General features: G+C 56.8%; 11 protein-coding genes. 9 read left to right on the top strand and 2 right to left on the bottom strand.

Annotated elements, in window-relative coordinates; translation table 11 throughout:
* Positions 1–431 precede the first annotated feature (431 nt).
* The 6 genes from aceE to KF947_RS06355 all read left to right on the top strand — a co-directional run bounded on the left by aceE (position 432) and on the right by KF947_RS06355 (position 8856).
* Positions 432–3104, top strand: coding sequence for a pyruvate dehydrogenase (acetyl-transferring), homodimeric type (aceE, locus tag KF947_RS06380; RefSeq protein ID WP_133732136.1), 2673 nt, complete (start codon positions 432–434; stop codon positions 3102–3104).
* A 58-nt stretch (positions 3105–3162) separates the two neighbouring features.
* Positions 3163–5211 (top strand): pyruvate dehydrogenase complex dihydrolipoyllysine-residue acetyltransferase, encoded by a 2049-nt coding sequence (gene aceF, locus KF947_RS06375; RefSeq protein ID WP_227405756.1) that lies wholly within the window; start codon positions 3163–3165, stop codon positions 5209–5211.
* A 272-nt stretch (positions 5212–5483) separates the two neighbouring features.
* Complete coding sequence (gene adk, locus KF947_RS06370; protein ID WP_133732138.1) at positions 5484–6137, top strand: adenylate kinase; 654 nt, start codon at positions 5484–5486, stop codon at positions 6135–6137.
* 141 nt (positions 6138–6278) lie between these two features.
* The gene (gene tsaB, locus KF947_RS06365) at positions 6279–6977 is read left to right on the top strand and encodes a tRNA (adenosine(37)-N6)-threonylcarbamoyltransferase complex dimerization subunit type 1 TsaB (RefSeq protein ID WP_223288084.1); all 699 of its coding nucleotides are present in this window, start codon (positions 6279–6281) and stop codon (positions 6975–6977) included.
* A complete protein-coding gene (locus KF947_RS06360; RefSeq protein ID WP_227405755.1) occupies positions 6974–7693 on the top strand; it encodes a class I SAM-dependent methyltransferase in 720 nt (239 codons plus the stop codon). The genes tsaB and KF947_RS06360 overlap by 4 nt, the downstream gene beginning before the upstream one ends.
* A 41-nt stretch (positions 7694–7734) precedes the next feature.
* Entirely contained in the window at positions 7735–8856 is a 1122-nt protein-coding gene (locus tag KF947_RS06355; protein ID WP_227405754.1) for a phospholipase D-like domain-containing protein, read from the top strand.
* A 185-nt stretch (positions 8857–9041) separates the two neighbouring features.
* Here KF947_RS06355 and KF947_RS06350 read toward each other — a convergent pair whose 3' ends face one another.
* Positions 9042–9701 (bottom strand): YecA family protein, encoded by a 660-nt coding sequence (locus tag KF947_RS06350; RefSeq protein ID WP_133732142.1) that lies wholly within the window; start codon positions 9699–9701, stop codon positions 9042–9044.
* Between the two features lie 63 nt (positions 9702–9764).
* Here KF947_RS06350 and KF947_RS06345 point away from each other — a divergent pair, with 63 nt between their 5' ends.
* From KF947_RS06345 to KF947_RS06335, 3 genes are all read left to right on the top strand, one after another.
* Positions 9765–10313 carry a SprT-like domain-containing protein gene (locus KF947_RS06345; RefSeq protein ID WP_227405753.1) on the top strand — a complete coding sequence of 183 codons (549 nt, stop codon included), beginning with the start codon at positions 9765–9767 and terminating at the stop codon, positions 10311–10313.
* A gap of 194 nt (positions 10314–10507) precedes the next feature.
* Positions 10508–12457 (top strand): acetate--CoA ligase, encoded by a 1950-nt coding sequence (gene acs / locus KF947_RS06340; protein WP_133732144.1) that lies wholly within the window; start codon positions 10508–10510, stop codon positions 12455–12457.
* 248 nt (positions 12458–12705) lie between these two features.
* On the top strand, positions 12706–13368 hold the full coding sequence (locus KF947_RS06335) for a response regulator (protein ID WP_007113812.1): 663 nt from the start codon (positions 12706–12708) through the stop codon (positions 13366–13368).
* Between the two features lie 38 nt (positions 13369–13406).
* Here KF947_RS06335 and KF947_RS06330 read toward each other — a convergent pair whose 3' ends face one another.
* Positions 13407–17348: a NahK/ErcS family hybrid sensor histidine kinase/response regulator gene (locus KF947_RS06330; protein ID WP_223288081.1), complete on the bottom strand. Its 3942-nt coding sequence runs from the start codon at positions 17346–17348 to the stop codon at positions 13407–13409.
* Positions 17349–17437 lie beyond the last annotated feature (89 nt).

Genomic DNA, 17437 nt, shown 5'->3' with positions numbered 1-17437 from the left:
TCTACTCAACTATTTTAGTCACCAAGTGGGTGAATGACTGAGTGTTTCAGTAACTAAGTAACTCAATAGCAACGCAATAAAACGGTAGTTTAATTACAGCCGATTCTCTGTTGGTAGTAGTGGCAAATGCTATATGTTTTGCTTATGTTGCAGTGCAATAGTTTGTTTTCGATAGGCTTTTCCGCTGCGACAGAATTGGCAGCGTGGCGACTTTGAGGTATCTTCGCCTATACAAAAGGCTAACCTTTAACAGAATTGTGTAGCTTTACTACATTAACAAGCACGTAGCTTGTTGAATGTAGAGCTAAAACCCCTATCCGGCGTTTGATCACCGGCTGATTGTTGGCGCGTGGTGAATTTTCGCACCGCCGCCCCAGGCCCTTTAGGGTAGCGGGGATTTTTGTCATTTATCGTCATTCGGAGAGACCTCTATGAGTCTGGAGACAAGAGAAGATCTCGATCCGATCGAAACTACGGAATGGATTGATTCCCTAGAGTCGGTACTGGATCGTGAGGGCGAAGATCGTGCCCGCTACCTGATGACCCGCCTGGCGGACCGCCTGCGCCGGGACGGCATGAAGGTGCCCTTCTCGGTGACAACCCCGCACCGTAATACGATCCCGGTTCACCGCGAAGCCCCCATGCCTGGCGACCTGTTCATGGAGCGGCGTATCCGCTCCTTGATCCGTTACAACGCCATTGCCCAGGTGATTCGTAATAACCGTGCCAAGCCGGGCCTGGGCGGCCACATTGCCAGCTTTATGTCCTCGGCCACCCTGTATGACGTGGGCTTTAACCACTTCTTCCGCGCCCCCCAGGGCGATTTTGCCGGTGACCTGATTTATATCCAGGGCCACGTAGCGCCGGGCATCTACGCACGCTCCTATTTGGAAGGACGTCTATCAGAAGAGCAGATGGACAAGTTCCGTCAGGAAGTGGATGGCGATGGCCTCTCGTCCTACCCGCACCCCTGGCTGATGCCGGACTACTGGCAGTTCCCCACGGTCTCCATGGGGCTTGGCCCGATTCAAGCGATCTACCAAGCCCACGTGATGAAGTACCTGCATCACCGTGAGCTGAAGGATATGTATGACCGCAAGATCTGGTGCTTTATGGGCGACGGTGAGTGTGATGAGCCGGAATCCCTGGGTGCCATTTCACTGGCCGGTCGCGAAAACCTCGACAACCTGATCTTCGTTATCAACTGCAACCTGCAGCGCCTGGACGGCCCGGTACGCGGCAACTCCCGGGTGATGGACGAGTTCGAAGGCGTCTTCCGTGGCGCTGGCTGGAACGTGATCAAGGTCGTCTGGGGCCGTCACTGGGATCCGCTGTTCGAGAAGGACAAGAAAGGCATCCTTCAGAAACGCATGGATGAAGCGGTCGACGGCGAGTACCAGAACTACAAAGCCAACGGCGGCGCTTACACCCGTGAGCACTTCTTTGGCAAATATCCCGAAACCGAGGCGATGGTCAACGACCTCTCCGACGAAGATATCTGGAAGCTCAACCGCGGTGGCCACGACCCGTTCAAGGTTTACGCGGCGTATAACGAAGCGGTGAACACCTCCAACGGCAAGCCCACGGTCATCCTGGCGCATACCGTTAAAGGCTACGGCATGGGCAGCGGCGATGGCGAAGCGGCCAACGAAGCGCACCAGGTCAAGAGCATGGAGTACGAAGCGCTCAAGACCTTCCGCGATCGCTTCGGTATTCCGTTAACCGACGAACAGCTCAAAGAAGTGCCGTACTACAAGCCGGAAGACGACTCTCCCGAGCTCAAGTACATGCACCTGCAGCGCGAGCGCCTGGGCGGCTACCTACCCAGCCGTCAAAGCGACTTCGAGGCCCTGGAGATCCCCAGCCTCGAAGACAAGACCTTTGCCTCGCAAATGGGTGGCTCCAAAGGGCGTGAAGTCTCCACCACCATGGCGTTTGTGCGGGTGCTTAACGGCCTGGTCAAAGATAAAACGCTGGGCAAGAAGGTCGTACCGATTATTCCTGACGAAGCGCGAACCTTCGGTATGGAAGGCATGTTCCGTCAGCTGGGTATCTACACCTCGGAAGGTCAGAAGTACGAGCCGGTGGATAAAGGCCAGATCATGTTCTACCGCGAGGATCAGAAAGGTCAGATCCTCGAAGAGGGCATTACCGAAGCCGGCGCCATGTCGGCCTGGATCGCCGCGGCGACCTCCTACAGCAACAACAACGTCACGCTACTGCCGTTCTACATCTACTACTCGATGTTTGGCTTCCAGCGCATCGGCGACCTGGCCTGGGCGGCGGGTGACCTGCAAGCCCGTGGCTTTATGGTCGGCGGCACCGCAGGGCGCACCACGCTCAACGGCGAAGGCCTGCAGCACCAGGATGGCCACAGCCTGATTCAGGCCTCCACCATCCCCAACTGCCGCAGCTACGACCCGACCTATGCCCATGAAGTCGCCGTGATTCTGCAGGATGGCCTGAAGCGCATGTTCACCGACAAGGAGAACTGCTTCTACTACCTGACGGTGATGAACGAGAACTACGAACACCCTGCGCTGGAAAACGTGCCCGCCGACGATATCGTCAAAGGCATGTACCTACTGCGCGAAACCAAAGGCGACAAGGGCCGCGTACAGCTGCTCGGTTCGGGTACGATTCTGCGCGAAGTGGAAGCCGCCGCTGAGTTACTCGAGAACGATTGGGGCATCGGCGCCGACATCTGGAGCGTGACCAGCTTTAACGAGCTGCGTCGTGAAGCGCTGCTGCTGGATCGTGAAGCCTTCCTGAACCCGGACGCCGAGGCCACCAAGCCTCACGTCACGCAGTGTCTGGAAGGGCGCGACGGCCCGGTGATCGCGTCGACCGACTACATGAAGCTGTATGCCGATCAAGTGCGTGCCTGGGTACCGGGTGACTACACTGTACTGGGTACCGATGGCTTTGGCCGTTCAGACACCCGCGAGAAGCTGCGCTACTTCTTCGAAGTAGATCGCTACTTCGTGACCGTGGCGGCGCTACGTGCGCTGGCTGAGCGTGGCGAGATTGATCGCAAGCAGGTTGGTGAAGCGCTTAAGAAGTACGGCATTGATGCCCATAAGCCTAACCCGCTGACTAGCTAAACCGCTGACCGGTGGGCGGTGGCCCACCGGCTCGATCCGATTTGGAAGGAGCGCGACCTTGAGTAGCGAAATCATCAAAGTTCCCGATATCGGCGGCGATACCGATGTCGAAATCATCGAGATTGCGGTGTCAGAAGGCGACGTCATTGAAGCGGAAGACACCCTAATCACGCTGGAATCCGACAAAGCCAGTATGGACGTACCGGCCCCGAAAGGCGGCAAGGTACTCAAAGTGCTGGTCAAAGAAGGCGATAGTGTCTCAGAAGGGGACGATATCGTTGAGCTGGAAGTCGAAGGTGGTGGTGGCGACGAGCAGCAAGAGAAGAAGCAAGAGAGCTCGTCTGACAGCCAGCCTGAAGAGGCCCCAGCCAAGCAAGAAAAAACCCAAGAGCCGTCTCAAGAGCAGAAGCCCGCAGCTAAAAAGTCCGCCGGTGGCAAGCAGACGGTGGATATCAAAGTGCCCGATCTCGGCGGCTCGGACAGCGTCGAAATTATCGAAGTCGCGGTCAGCGAAGGCGATGAGGTTGAGGCCGAAGACACCTTGATCACGCTGGAGTCTGACAAAGCCTCCATGGACGTGCCCAGCCCCCATAGCGGTAAGATCGTTAGCTTTACCGTGAAAGAGGGCGACACGGTGTCTGAGGGCGATGTGATCGGCCAGATGGAGATCGTCGGCGAAGGCGGCGACAGTGAAGACGCATCGGAAGAGAGCTCTTCACCAGAACCGTCCTCTAGCCAAGCCAGTAGCGAGCCGGAAGAAACGGCTGAAGATGAGCAGGAAGAGGCTGCTAGCGAATCGCCTGCGCGCAAAGAGATTCGCGTCCCGGATCTTTCTGGCTCCTCTGATGTGCCGATTATTGAGATCGGCGTAGCGGCGGGTGACGAAGTCAATGAAGAAGACCCGTTGATCACCCTAGAGTCTGATAAAGCCTCTATGGACGTGCCCAGCCCCTATAAAGGCAAGCTCCTTGAGCTGACCGTTAAAGAGGGCGATACCGTCTCTGAAGGCGATGTGATCGGCTATATGGAAGTGGCGGGTGCCAAAAAAGCGGCACCGAAAAAAGCCGCACCAGAAAAAGCCTCGCAGAGCAGTGATAGCAAGGACAGCGCTAAACCTACTGAGTCTCCGGCGGGCACGCCCAGCCCGGAAGCCCAAATGGCGGCGCATAAGCCCCGGGATGGCAAGCTGGTGCACGCAGGCCCTGCGGTGCGTATGCTGGCCCGTGAGCTGGGTGTCGACTTGGGGCTCGTTAAGCCCAGCGGCCCGAAGGATCGCGTGCTCAAAGAGGACGTACAGTCCTACGTGAAGCAGGCGATTGCCAATCAGGGTAAAGCCCAGCCCGGCGCGGCAGCCGCGGCTACTGGTGGCGCGGGTATTCCGCCCATTCCGGAAGTCGACTTCAGCCAGTTTGGTGAAGTGGAAGAGAAACCGATGGGGCGTCTGCTCAAGATGGGCGCGACCAACCTGCATCGTAGCTGGCTCAATGTGCCCCATGTCACCCAGTTCGACGAAGCGGACATCACCGAACTGGAAGCTTTCCGCAAGGCGATGAAGGCCGAAGCGGAAGCCCAGGGCGCCAAGCTGACACCGCTGCCGTTTATGGTCAAAGCCTGCGCCTTTGCGCTGCGTAAATTCCCGCAGTTCAATGTTAGCTTGAAGGGTGACGGTGAAACCTTGGTATGGAAGAACTACGTCCATATCGGTATTGCCGTGGATACGCCTGATGGTCTGATGGTGCCGGTAGTGCGCAACGCCGATCAAAAATCCTTGATCGAGATTGCCAAGGAGATGGCGGAGCTAGGCAAGAAAGCCCAGACTAAAAAGCTCAAGCGCGACGAGATGACCGGTGGTTGTTTCACCATTTCGAGCCTCGGTTCGATTGGTGGCACGGCGTTTACCCCGATCGTCAATGCGCCGGAAGTGGCCATTCTGGGCGTGTCCAAAGCCCAGATGAAACCGGTTTGGGATGGCAGCGCCTTCCAGCCGCGCCTGATGATGCCGCTATCGCTCTCCTATGATCACCGTGCGATCAATGGCGCCGACGCGGCACGCTTTACTGCCTTCCTGGCAGATGTGCTGACCGATATTCGTCGCTTACTGCTGTAATTGGTAGCGATGTGCTTATACAAGCGGCGCCCCTCGGGGCGCCGCTTGTGTTTACTCAACTTAAAGGCTTGCTAAATCTATCGCAGGGCGACCAAAGTGGTAGATTTAGGGCATTTGGCTGTTTTAATTTAAAAAAATTGAAATAAAAGCGGGTCTCTCAGGCTTTTGGGGAGTTGTGTCGCTTGAGAGGCGCGGTTATTGTCAGTTAACAGAATTTACATACTCATTCTTCATACGCTTTTTTCATACCAAGAACTTCAAGGAGCAGTGCCATGCGTTTAATCCTGTTGGGTGCCCCCGGCGCGGGGAAGGGGACTCAAGCTCAGTTTATTTGCGAGCAATTTAAGATTCCTCAGATTTCCACCGGGGATATGCTGCGCACGGCCATTAAAGATGGCACTGAACTGGGACTGAAAGTAAAAGAGATCATGAACAGCGGTGGCCTGGTCTCCGATGACATCATCATCGACTTGGTCAAAGAGCGTATCAGCCAGCCAGACTGCGAAAACGGCTTTCTGTTCGATGGTTTCCCACGCACGATCCCCCAGGCCGACGCCATGAAAGAGGGCGGCGTTAAGCTGGATCACGTAGTGGAAATTGCCGTGCCCGACGAGGAGATCGTTAGTCGCTTGGCGGGACGCCGTGTGCATCAGGCATCGGGTCGCGTTTATCACGTTGAGCACAATCCGCCCAAAGAGCCGGGTAAAGATGATGTGACCGGTGAAACGCTTATTCAGCGTGAGGACGACCAAGAGTCCACGGTGCGTAATCGCCTATCTGTTTACCACGATCAAACGGCGCCGCTGGTCGATTACTATCAGCAGTGGGCCAAGCAGGATCCGCAGAATGCGCCCCAGTACCACCGTATTGAAGGCGTTGGCAGCGTGACGGATATTACCCGCCAGGTTAAAGAAGCCCTTAGTTGATAAGAGCCTTCAACTGAGAAGAGCCTTCAGCTAACAAAAGCGTTTTACGCCTTTGCCGATGGCCCGCTTAATGCGGGCCATCGTCGTATTAGTATGACAAAGGTATAATGCCGCAACCTTTCTTTCGAGTGGCTACTTGCTATGCCGTTACATCTGCTTGCCCTGGACGCCTCTTCAAGCGCCTGCTCTGCAGCCTTACTGCGCCAAGATGATTCGGGCACTGAGTGCCTGGCGCGCTTCGAAATGACGCCCCGCGCCCATACCCGCCGGCTGCTGCCGATGGTGGATGAAGTGCTTGCCGAAGCGCAGCTCACCCCTTCCCAGCTCGACGCGATAGCCTTCGGTCGGGGGCCAGGTTCGTTTACCGGGCTACGCATCGCGGCGGGCGCTGCCCAGGGGTTGGCGTTTGGCCTGGACTGCCCTCTGCTGGGTGTTTCTACTTTGGAGGCGCTAGCGCTTCAGGCCCATCGCCGCTATCACCTACGCCACGTGGTGACTGCCTTAGACGCCCGCATGGGGGAGGTGTACGTCGCCACCTGGCACTGCCTTAAAGATGCCATCACGCCGATGAGCGCTGAGGCGGTATTAGCCCCTGAGTCGCTGCGCCTGCCGGGGGAGGAAACCGACTGGGTAGGCGTGGGTAGCGGATTTACGCTGTGGGAGCGCTTCACTGTCGATGTGCAACTGAGCATGCCTCAGCATTTGGATGATTTAGAGCCCCGTGCCGAAGAGATGGCGTGGCTGGCGGCGCGTGATTTTGCTGCTGGGCTGGGGCAGGCCGCGCACTTGGTTCAGCCGGTTTATCTGCGCAACGACGTTGCCTGGAAAAAGCCCGCATGAGCTTTGTGAAGAGCGATGTTGAAAGCATCGTGCTACCTGACGGCCTGCGCTTGGTGCAGGACGAAGCAGGGTTGGCGCTGGGCGGTGATGAAAAACGCTACGGCAAGCCGCTTAGCGTTGATTTTGTGGCGGGCCAAGCGGCCCATCGGCGCCGCTTTGGCGGTGGGCGTGGCCAGCTGGTTGCAAAGGCTTGCGGGCTAGCCAAGGGTGTTAGCCCTTGTGTTGTCGATGCCACTGCCGGGCTGGGGCGCGATGCCTTTGTGTTGGCCAGCCTAGGCGCCCAGGTGTTGTTAATTGAGCGGGTCGAGGCGATTGCTGCGCTGTTGGAAGATGGCTTGAGGCGCGCCTCCAGACATAGCGATACGGCAGACATCGTCGCCCGCATGACTCTGCGTCATGGTGACGCCGTGCAATCTCTAGCTGAACTGGTTGCCAGTGCTCACTTTTCTCCCCAGGTGATACATCTGGATCCGATGTTTCCCCACCGTGAGAAATCCGCGCTGGTGAAAAAAGAGATGCGTCTGTTTCGTGAGTTGGCCGGTGACGATAATGATGCTCCGCGTTTGCTCGAGGCAGCGCTGGATGTGGCCACTCACCGCGTCGTGGTTAAGCGGCCCCGGAAGGCGCCACCTATTGCGGGCCCTGTGCCGCAGCATACCCTTGAGGGTAAAACCAGCCGCTACGATTTATATGTACATCGCTCATTAGCACGGTAGCTTGTTAGTGTACTTACTCAGTGGCAAAGCAAGGAGCACCCATGCAGAACGCGTGGCGAGAAGGTAATCGATTTACGCTACTGCCGGAGGCCACACGCTTTCTGCCGGCCATGTTTGAGGCGGTCAGTACTGCGCGACGCTATGTGCTGGTAGAGCTCTACTTGATGGAGTCAGGAGAGCTGGCGGATCAAGTCAGCGATGCGCTAATTGAGGCTGCCCAACGCGGGGTCTGCGTCTGTTTGTTGTTGGATGGGTATGGCTCGATGGGCCTCTCCAGCCATGATCGCCAACGGTTGAAGCAGGGCGGGGTTCAACTGCGCTTTTTTAATCCCATAGGCCTTCACTCCTTGGCGCTGAACCTGAGTCGCGATCACCGCAAAATAGTGGTTATTGATGGTGAACTGGCGTTCACCGGTGGCTTTGGCGCGGTGGATGAGTTTTTGAATGCCTGGTACGAAATTGCTCTGCGTATTGAGGGGCCGGTAGTGGCCGATTGGGAACTGCTGTTTCGGCGCCTGTGGCACTCGCGGCTGACCCGTACTGAGAGAGGTGATGGCCGTCAGCAGGCTCTTCCGGAGCGCCGTGAACCACAGGCGCTTGCCAATGGCGTGCCTGGTCGGGCGATGTCGGCGCGAGGTTACCGTTATCAAGCGATTCGTCACTCACTGCATTATCGGGTCAGCCAGGTAAATGAACGACTCTGGTTATGCACGCCCTATTTTGTGCCCACCTTTGCCCTGCGTCGGCGCTTGGTTCGAGCGGCTCGCAGAGGGATAGACGTACGCTTACTGCTGCCGGGGGCAAAGCATGACCATCCCAGCGTTCGCTTTGCCGGTCAGCGCTTTTATCACACCATGCTCAAGGCTGGGGTACGCATTTTTGAGTTTCAGCCGACCTTTATCCACGCTAAATTTGTGCTCGCCGATGAGTGGGTGAGCATTGGTTCGTGTAACTTTGACCACTGGAATTTGCACTGGAACCTAGAGGCAAACCAGGAGGTGGTTGATCCGCAGCTCGCGGCAGACGTGTGCGAACTGTTTGAGCGAAATTTTGCCGCTAGCCAGGAGGTAGATGCCGCGACTTGGGCGGCGCGCCCCTGGGGGCAGCGCGCCCGTGAGTGGATCTATGGCGTGCTGGATGCCATGGTTACGCGGCTTAAATAGTGCTTAAGCTAAGTGCTTAGCCTAGCAGCCTGTCGGACTTAACACTGATCTACTGCGAATCCCGGTATTTTGGCCAACTTTATTCGATCAATTTCGTTAAATAGCGAGCTATTCGCCTCAATCGATCGATAAATTTGGCTCAAAATCCGTGCTTCTCGCGACGATCGGCCAAGCCCGACAGACTGCTAGCCCTTTTTACCCTTTGCAGGCGTTTTTTTACGCGGTTTGGGTTTGGGCGTTTCCGGTGGCACGCGGTAGTGCAGGTAAAGATCCAAAACCAGCTCCGGTAATTGTACTACCAGCGATTCCTGGCGCTGTTGATCCTTGGCCAGCTCGGCCATGTCCGGCTCTTCGTCGAATAGCCCAGAAAGCAGCATAAACGGCAGCAGCAGGGTGGCGGCAGCTTCTTCATCGTCCTGGAACCAAGCGCTTTCGTCACTGAAGACGCCTTCCATAAAGCCCGCACACCAGTCGCCAATGGGGGTCTCCTCGGCGGGCTCCCCCCCCAGGGTTAGCTCAAACGGCAGTTCAGGCAAGCCGCCTTGCTCGAGTACCGCCACTGCGTTGTCGCGCAGCAGCGTGAGCAGGGTAATAATCTCATCACGCTCGGCGTCATCGGCGTAGCGAGGCTCGCCCTGAAACAGCTCAGCCAGCCACTGGGTAGGCGGCACTTCGCTGGGGGCCACGGCAAGGGCCACTAAAAAGCCATGGGCGGAGATAAGATCCAGGGCGTCTTCATCGACTTGATCCGAGTCGAGGAAATCGTCCAGTCTATCCAACTGCTCATCCTCGAGCAGTGGCTGCGGTGGCGTGTTCGTTTCAGGCGTATCGCTGCGCTCTGCCATGAGTAAAGCCTCGTTAATACAAACGTTCATCAATGGTTATTTATAGCGGCTAGTTTATCACTAATGAAGACCTCACCACTGCCCCCTTGGCCTGCCTCTGAATTGGCGACCATGTCGGAAACAGAGTTACACCAGGCCACGCTTACTCGCGTTGAGCAGGCGTGGCAGCGCTGCTGTGAAGTGTGCCCTGCTCTACCAGCCCCAAAAGTGTGGTTTAACCTGCGCGGCGCTTCGGCCGGTCAGGCGCACCTTGGCCACGGCGGTCTGCGCTTTAACCCGGTACTACTGAGTGAGAACCGCACGGCGTTTTTTGATGAGGTGATCCCTCACGAAATGGCTCACTGGCTGGTGTTCCATTTGGACAATGGCCCGCGTTTAAAACCTCACGGCCGCGAGTGGAAAACGGTCATGCGCGACCTTTTTGGCTTAGTTCCCAGCGTAACCCATCGGTTTGATATTAAGCAGGCGCAGTCCGCACCTTATCGTTACCAATGCGATTGCCGCTTTCATCAATTTACCCCGAGACGTCATGCTTTAGTGGTAAACGGGCGTCATTATCGCTGCCGATACTGCGCTAAGACCTTGGTCTACAGGCCGGAAGCTGTCTCGTAATTCGTTTATAAATCTTTGTTTTTTAAATAAAAAATGATAATACCAATGTCTAAAGGGAAGCCCGCGCGAGGAGGTTTATGCTAGGGGAACATTAATGGCAGTCGATACTCCCGATAATGGCTAATCAGCCCCATAAATAAGCTTATCGACTACAGTTTCTTAGAGAGTGCATTTTCACGGACAGAGGCAATTTTATGAGCGATCAACAGAACGTCTATCCGGTGCGCGACGATTTCGCCGCCAATGCCTGGGCCGATAAAGCCAAATATGAGGCCATGTATCAGCAGTCGATAGACGACCCTGAGGGCTTCTGGGCTGAACAAGCCAAGCGGCTCGACTGGATTAAAGCGCCCAGCAAAATTAAAAATACCTCCTTTGCGCGTGACAATGTCGATATTCGCTGGTTTGAGGATGGCCTGCTTAACGTCAGCGCCAACTGCCTCGATCGCCACCTGGATAAACGCGGTGATCAGACGGCGATCATTTGGGAAGGCGACAATCCCGATGATTCCAAGCACATTACTTATCGTGAACTTTATGCACGCACGAATCAGCTGGCCAACGCGCTGAAAGAGCTGGGTATCGGTAAAGGCGATACCGTCACGCTATATATGCCGATGATTCCCGAAGCGGCCATGGCGATGCTTGCCTGTTCGCGCATCGGGGCCGTTCACTCGGTTGTCTTTGGTGGCTTCTCGCCAGACGCCGTTGCTCAGCGGGTCATTGGCGCTGACTCCAAGCTGGTGATTACCGCCGATGAGTCGGTGCGCGGTGGTAAGCACGTGCCGCTGAAAGAGAACGTGGACGCCGCGCTGACCCGTGACGGCACTGATGTGTGCAAAAACGTCCTGGTAGTGAAGCGCACCGGCGGTGAGATCGATTGGAAAGAGGGCCGCGATGTCTGGTTTGACGAGCTGGTCGACAAGCAGTCCAGCGAGTGTGAGCCGGAAGCTATGGGCGCCGAAGACCCGCTGTTTATTCTCTACACCTCGGGTTCTACCGGTGCGCCGAAAGGCTTGAAGCACACTACTGGTGGCTACCTGACCTACGCCGCCATGACCCACCAGTACGTGTTTGACTATCAAGAGGGTGAAATCTACTGGTGCACCGCGGATGTTGGCTGGGTCACCGGGCACAGCTATATCGTTTATGGCCCCTTGGCCAACGGTGCGACGACCCTGATGTTTGAGGGCGTGCCCAGCTATCCTACCCATGGCCGGATGGGGGATATCGTTGATAAGCACAACGTTAATATTCTTTACACTGCGCCCACCGCGGTGCGTGCTTTGATGGCCCATGGCGACAATGTCATGGATTCGAGCAAGCGCGATACTCTGCGCCTGTTGGGCTCCGTGGGTGAGCCAATTAACCCGGAGGCCTGGGAGTGGTTCTACCGCGTTATCGGCAACGAAAAATGCCCGATAGTGGATACCTGGTGGCAAACCGAAACCGGCGGCATCATGATTGCGCCGCTGCCGGGCGCTACCCCGCTTAAGCCTGGCTCTGCGACCGTACCGTTTTTCGGTGTGAAGCCCGCGCTGGTCGATAACGAAGGCAATAAACTGGAAGGTGCCACTGAAGGCAACTTGGTCATCCTTGACGCCTGGCCGGGTCAGGCGCGCTCTATTTGGGGTGACCACGAGCGCTATGTTCAGACCTACTTCTCGACCTACGACGGTATGTACTTCACCGGTGACGGCTGTCGCCGCGATGAGGATGGCTACTACTGGATCACCGGGCGTGTGGACGACGTGCTGAACGTTTCGGGCCACCGTATGGGCACCGCTGAGATTGAGTCCTCTCTGGTCGCCCACAGCGCCGTTGCGGAAGCAGCCGTTGTTGGCTTCCCGCACGATATTAAGGGACAAGGCATCTATATCTATGTCACCCTGAATGACGGTATTGAGGCGACAGACGAACTCAAAAAAGAGCTGACCCAGTGGGTGCGCAAGGATATTGGCCCGATTGCTTCGCCGGATGTTATCCAGTGGGCGCCAGGTTTGCCTAAAACTCGCTCGGGTAAAATCATGCGCCGCATTTTGCGCAAGATTGCCGCCAATGAGTGCGATGGCTTGGGTGATACCAGTACGCTGGCCGACCCGTCGGTGGTCGATGAGCTGATTGAGCATCGCGCCAACCAATAATGGCGACAACACTGTAGGCTATCTAGCCCAATAAAGCTTGTTTGCCGACTCAAAACCGTGCCGACCTGAGTAGGTCGGCACGGTTGCGTTTATAGATACGTGTTTCACTTGTGTGAACGATCTATTATAAATTGTGCATGTGATGCTTGGGCATGATGAAGCCCATGGGGTACCATGCTTCACAACCGTAAGAGCCTAGCGTCGCGGCGGCAGACAACCCCGCTGCTCGAGGAACCGGAGGAATATCCATGGCAGTAGCTCATAAGTTTATCGTCGCTGACGATCACCCGCTGTTTCGTGCAGCGCTGACCCAAGCGTTACGCCAGTTGGCCCCCCAGGCGGAAATTGTCGAAGCGGATACCATGGAAGCAACCACTGACGTGGTGAACCGCCACCCAGATGCCGATTTGATTCTGCTCGATCTGCACATGCCGGGAGCCCACGGCTTCTCTGGTTTGATCCAACTGCGCGGCCAGATGCCCGATATCCCCGTTGCGGTCGTGTCTGGCAGTGATGAGCCCTACGTGGTGCGTCGTGCTATTGACTACGGCGCGTCGGGTTTTATCCCCAAATCATCGTCTCTACAACTAATTGCTGAAGCCGTCGGTGAAATTCTGCAAGGCGAAGTGTGGTTGCCTGAAGCGTTGGCCAACGTGCTGGAAGAGACCAGCGAAGAGGAGTCGCGTTTTGCCGAGGCGATTGCATCGCTGACGCCCCAGCAGTTCCGCGTCTTGAATATGCTGACCGAAGGTCTGCTGAATAAACAGATCGCTTATGAACTGAGCGTCTCAGAAGCCACGATCAAGGCCCACGTGACCGCGATTCTACGCAAGCTGGGCGTGCACTCACGTACCCAGGCAGTTATCGCGGCTCAGAAACTTGAAGTCGAGCCGCCGAAAGTCGTTTCCTAAGCAATTAGCAAGTACTGCCGGCGTTAACCGCGGCGCGCTTAACGCGCCGCGCGATTGGCCTGCAGTGTGCGCGTCAACAGTGCCCGCAGCGCCGCCGGTTTAACGGGCTTCAACAGCAGTTGATAGCCCGCCCGCTTGATCTCCTCAGCCACCGCTTCGGTGCGGTCAGCGGTAATCACAATCCCCGGCACTGCCCCCTCAACACGCTCGCTGAGTGCCTCTAGCGCCATTAAGCCGGTGACTTCGTTATCCAGGTGGTAGTCCGCCAGAATAGCGTCAGGGTCGCCATCCATATTACGTAAGATGGATTTGGCCCCGCCGATGCTAGTGGCGGTAAATACCTCGCAGCCCCAGCCGCTAAGCATGGCGGTCATGCCTTCCAGAATTAGTGTCTCGTTATCGATACAAACAATCCGCGTACCGCTCAGCTTATGGCTGCCGCGCCGGGTCTGTGGCTCAAGCTCGGTGTTGCTTGACTCGTGGGCGGTGACAATCGGTACGCTGACTGAGAAAACCGCGCCTTTGCCTACCGTTGAGCGTACCTTGATAGGGTGATCCAGCACGCGGCTCATGCGGTCGGCAATGGAGAGCCCAAGACCGAGGCCTTTTTCGCTCTCTTTGTGGCGGGAGACCTGATCCAAGCGACGGAATTCCTGAAAAATCTCGCTCAATTTAGACTCGGGAATGCCGGGGCCGCTGTCCCACACTTCAATAGAGAGCCAGCCGTTTTGGCGACGGCAGCCCAACAGCACGCGCCCCTCTTGAGTGTAGCGAATCGCATTGGACAAGAAGTTTTGCACAATACGGCGCAGCATTTGAGGATCTGAGTCGACCCAAAGCTGGGTAGGCACGACTTCTAAGTCCAGTCCGCGATCGTCTGCCATCACCTCAAATTCAGCGCGTAACGGTCGGAAGATATCCGCTAGGGCAAAGTGACTGCGTCGGGGCGTTAGGGCGCCTGCGTCCAGCTTGGAGATATCCAGCAGGGTGCTTAGCAGTTCCTCGGCGGCCTGCAGCGAGTTATCGATATGGCCAACGATGCGCTGAGTATCGGTGGTGGTCACGTTCTGCATCAGCGCAGAAGTAAATAGCCGCGCCGCGTTCAGGGGTTGCAGCAAGTCGTGGCTGGCCGCGGCCAAAAAGCGCGTCTTTGAGGCGTTGGCATCTTCCGCGAGCTGCTTGGCCTGGCGCAGCGCAAGCTCCGCCTCGGCGCGTACCCGGTTCTCCTGGCGCAATGCCGCGTTGGCTTCAGAGAGCGCCTGGGTGCGTTCGCGGACGCGCTCTTCAAGAGTTTCGTTGGTCTCTTTAAGGGCAATTTCAGCCTGACGGCGTTCGGTAATATCCTGGTAGAGCGCAAAGAAGCCCAGGATTGCCTGGCTGTCGCCAAAGTGCGGCGTGTAAGTGACCAGCATATAGCGCATGGCGTTGTTCACCCGCAGCGAGACTTCAAAGCTGACCCGTTCGCCGTTCAAGGAGCGCGCGACCCATGGCGCGCGCTCCTCCGCCTGCTTAACTGGCAGCACGTCTTCAAAGCGCCGACCAATGACCGCATTGCGGTCAATATTGAACGCCTGCTCGTAGGCACGGTTGGTAAATAGGTAACGGCACTCTTTGTCGAAGTAGGCAATCAACGCGGGCACGTTGTCGGTATAGATACGGATATTGTTTTCCGAGCGAATTAGCGCCTCTTCGATGCGCTTCTGCTGGGTAATGTCCTGGTAGGTATACACAAAGCCGCCGCCGGGCATTGGGTTGCCCTGCACTTCCAGCACGCTGCCGTCCTGGCGGTAGCGCACGTAGCGGTGGGGCTGGCCTTCGCGAATATTGTCGAGCAGTAGCTGGACATGCTCTTCCGGGTCGCCCGGGCCATACTCGCCGTTGTGGGCGTTGTAGCGGAATATACGGTCAATGGGTGCGCCAACGCGAATCAGGTGGTCAGGGAAGCGGAAAAGCTCCAGATAGCGCTGGTTCCACACCACCAGGCGCAGGTTCTGGTCGACCACGCTGATACCCTGATTAATATTTTCAATGGTGGCCTGGAGCAGCGCCCGGTTGAACTCCAATACCTGGGAGGCTTCATCGACTATCGAAATCACATCCGAGATGCCGATACCGCGCCCCTGAAGTGCCGAGTTAACCACGATGCGTGCCGATGAAGCGCCCAGCACCGAGGCCAGAAAGCGCTCGGTAAACTGGATAATATCAATCGAGGCTCGGGTGCCGTCATCCAGCGGTTTACCCACTCGGCGGGCGTAGTCTTCAAAGGCGCGATCCACCTGACCCGCGCCTAAAAAGCGCTCGCAGAGGACTTTTAAATCGCCCACGGTGGTCGCCCCAGTCCAGGGGCGGTTAACCGAGGTTTGACGCGTTTCCACGCTATCCACGAACAGCGAGGCCTGAATACGCTCGACCACACGCTGAGAGGTAATTTGGGAAACAAAAATGTAGCAGAACAGGTTAACCCCGAGGGATAGCATCACGCCGTGGGTAAAGCTGTCACCCAAGTTGAGGCCGAATAGCGCCGTGGGCGATAGCCAATTGAGCCCCAATGGGCCACCGTCAAGCCAAGCGGTAGGCAGCACGCCTGCATTGATCATCGCGGGCATTAGCAGGCTATAGGCCCAGATGGCGAAGCCCGCATTCATCCCGACGATGACTCCAAGCCGGTTACCGCGCTTCCAGTAGAGCCCGCCAATCAAGGCTGGCGCAAACTGGGCAGCGGCAGCAAACGAGAGCATGCCAATCGAGGCCAGCGAGGTAAATTCAGCAATCAGCTGATAGAAGCCGTAGGCCATGGCCAGTACGGCGACAATGGTTAAACGCCGCGCACGCAGCACCAAGCGACCATAATCCCGCGCCTTGGTATCAAACCAGCGCAGTCGGAATAGCGCTGGGATAACGATTTCGTTGGAGATCATGATCGACACGGCCACGGCGGCAACAATCACCATGCCCGTTGCCGCCGAGAAACCGCCGATAAAGGTGAGTAGCGTTAACCACTGGTGGCCCGAGGCCATGGATAGTGCCAGTACGTAGGTGTCGGGCTCTACGCCGCTTTCGGAAAACAGCAGCAGGCCAGCGGCGGCCAAGGGCACCACGAAAAAGGCAATGGCCAGCAGGTAGAGAGGGAACAGCCAGCGTGCTTTCGTGGCATCGTCAGGGTGAATGTTCTCCACCACAGCCACATGGAACTGGCGCGGTAGACACAGAATTGCCAACATAGCGAGCAGCGTTTGTGCCCAGAAACTTTGACCAAAATCCTGGTTGGCAAGCTGGCGCTGGAGCTCGAGCTGACTTTCGGCGTGCCCCATCAGCTCGCCCAGGCCATCAAACATGCCCCAGGTAACAAAGGCGCCAAGCACCACGAAGGCGAGCAGTTTGACCAGCGATTCAAACGCTACTGCGTGGATTAAGCCTTCGTGGTGTTCGGTGGCATCGGTGTGGCGGGTACCAAATAGAATCGCGAAAATCGCCATCACAATGGCCACATAGAAGGCCGTATCGCCAAATAGCGGCGTATGGGTCACATCTGTGGCATCGGTAAGAACGCTAAAAGTCGTGGAAACTGCTTTTAGCTGTAGGGCAATGTAGGGCAGGGTGCCTACCAGGGCGACCAGGCTGGCAAAGGCGGCCAGCGACTGGGTTTTACCGTAACGGGAGGCAATGAAATCGGCAATCGAGGTGACGTTTTGATGCTTGGCAACCCGGATCATCTTGGCCAGCACCGGCCAGAATAGCAAAAATGTTAAAATTGGACCGACGAAGATGCTCGCAAACGACCATCCCGCTGTGGCGGCTTGACCAACCGCGCCGTAAAACGTCCACGAGGTACAGTAAATAGCCAGCGCCAGGCTATATATGATCGGACGCCGACGGGTGGCGCCATGGGTACGCGCGCGGCGGTCACCGTACCATGCGATGCCGAATAGAACGGCAATGTAGAGTAACGAAACCGCTACCAGTAGCCCGCCGTGAAACATGCCTTTCTCCCCGCCAGAGTGTTTAACGTGCGTCAGTCAAAAGGCTTCATTCTAGGCGAAACAGCGGGTCGTGTACGACCGTTTGTACC

Origin of the sequence: Halomonas sp. FeN2 (assembly GCF_020595105.1) — a bacterium.
In the GTDB taxonomy this organism is placed as follows: Bacteria; Pseudomonadota; Gammaproteobacteria; order Pseudomonadales; family Halomonadaceae; genus Vreelandella; species Vreelandella neptunia.
This window is presented reverse-complemented; position numbering and strand designations above follow the sequence as displayed.

What these genes read in the sequence shown, in the direction of transcription:
- aceE (WP_133732136.1), top strand. Translation starts at nt 432, where the DNA reads ATGAGTCTGGAGACAAGAGAAGATCTCGATCCGATCGAAACTACGGAA.
- adk (WP_133732138.1), top strand. Translation starts at nt 5,484, where the DNA reads ATGCGTTTAATCCTGTTGGGTGCCCCCGGCGCGGGGAAGGGGACTCAA.
- tsaB (WP_223288084.1), top strand. Translation starts at nt 6,279, where the DNA reads ATGCCGTTACATCTGCTTGCCCTGGACGCCTCTTCAAGCGCCTGCTCT.
- KF947_RS06360 (WP_227405755.1), top strand. Translation starts at nt 6,974, where the DNA reads ATGAGCTTTGTGAAGAGCGATGTTGAAAGCATCGTGCTACCTGACGGC.
- KF947_RS06355 (WP_227405754.1), top strand. Translation starts at nt 7,735, where the DNA reads ATGCAGAACGCGTGGCGAGAAGGTAATCGATTTACGCTACTGCCGGAG.
- KF947_RS06350 (WP_133732142.1), bottom strand. Translation starts at nt 9,701, where the DNA reads ATGGCAGAGCGCAGCGATACGCCTGAAACGAACACGCCACCGCAGCCA.
- KF947_RS06345 (WP_227405753.1), top strand. Translation starts at nt 9,765, where the DNA reads ATGAAGACCTCACCACTGCCCCCTTGGCCTGCCTCTGAATTGGCGACC.
- acs (WP_133732144.1), top strand. Translation starts at nt 10,508, where the DNA reads ATGAGCGATCAACAGAACGTCTATCCGGTGCGCGACGATTTCGCCGCC.
- KF947_RS06335 (WP_007113812.1), top strand. Translation starts at nt 12,706, where the DNA reads ATGGCAGTAGCTCATAAGTTTATCGTCGCTGACGATCACCCGCTGTTT.
- KF947_RS06330 (WP_223288081.1), bottom strand. Translation starts at nt 17,348, where the DNA reads ATGTTTCACGGCGGGCTACTGGTAGCGGTTTCGTTACTCTACATTGCC.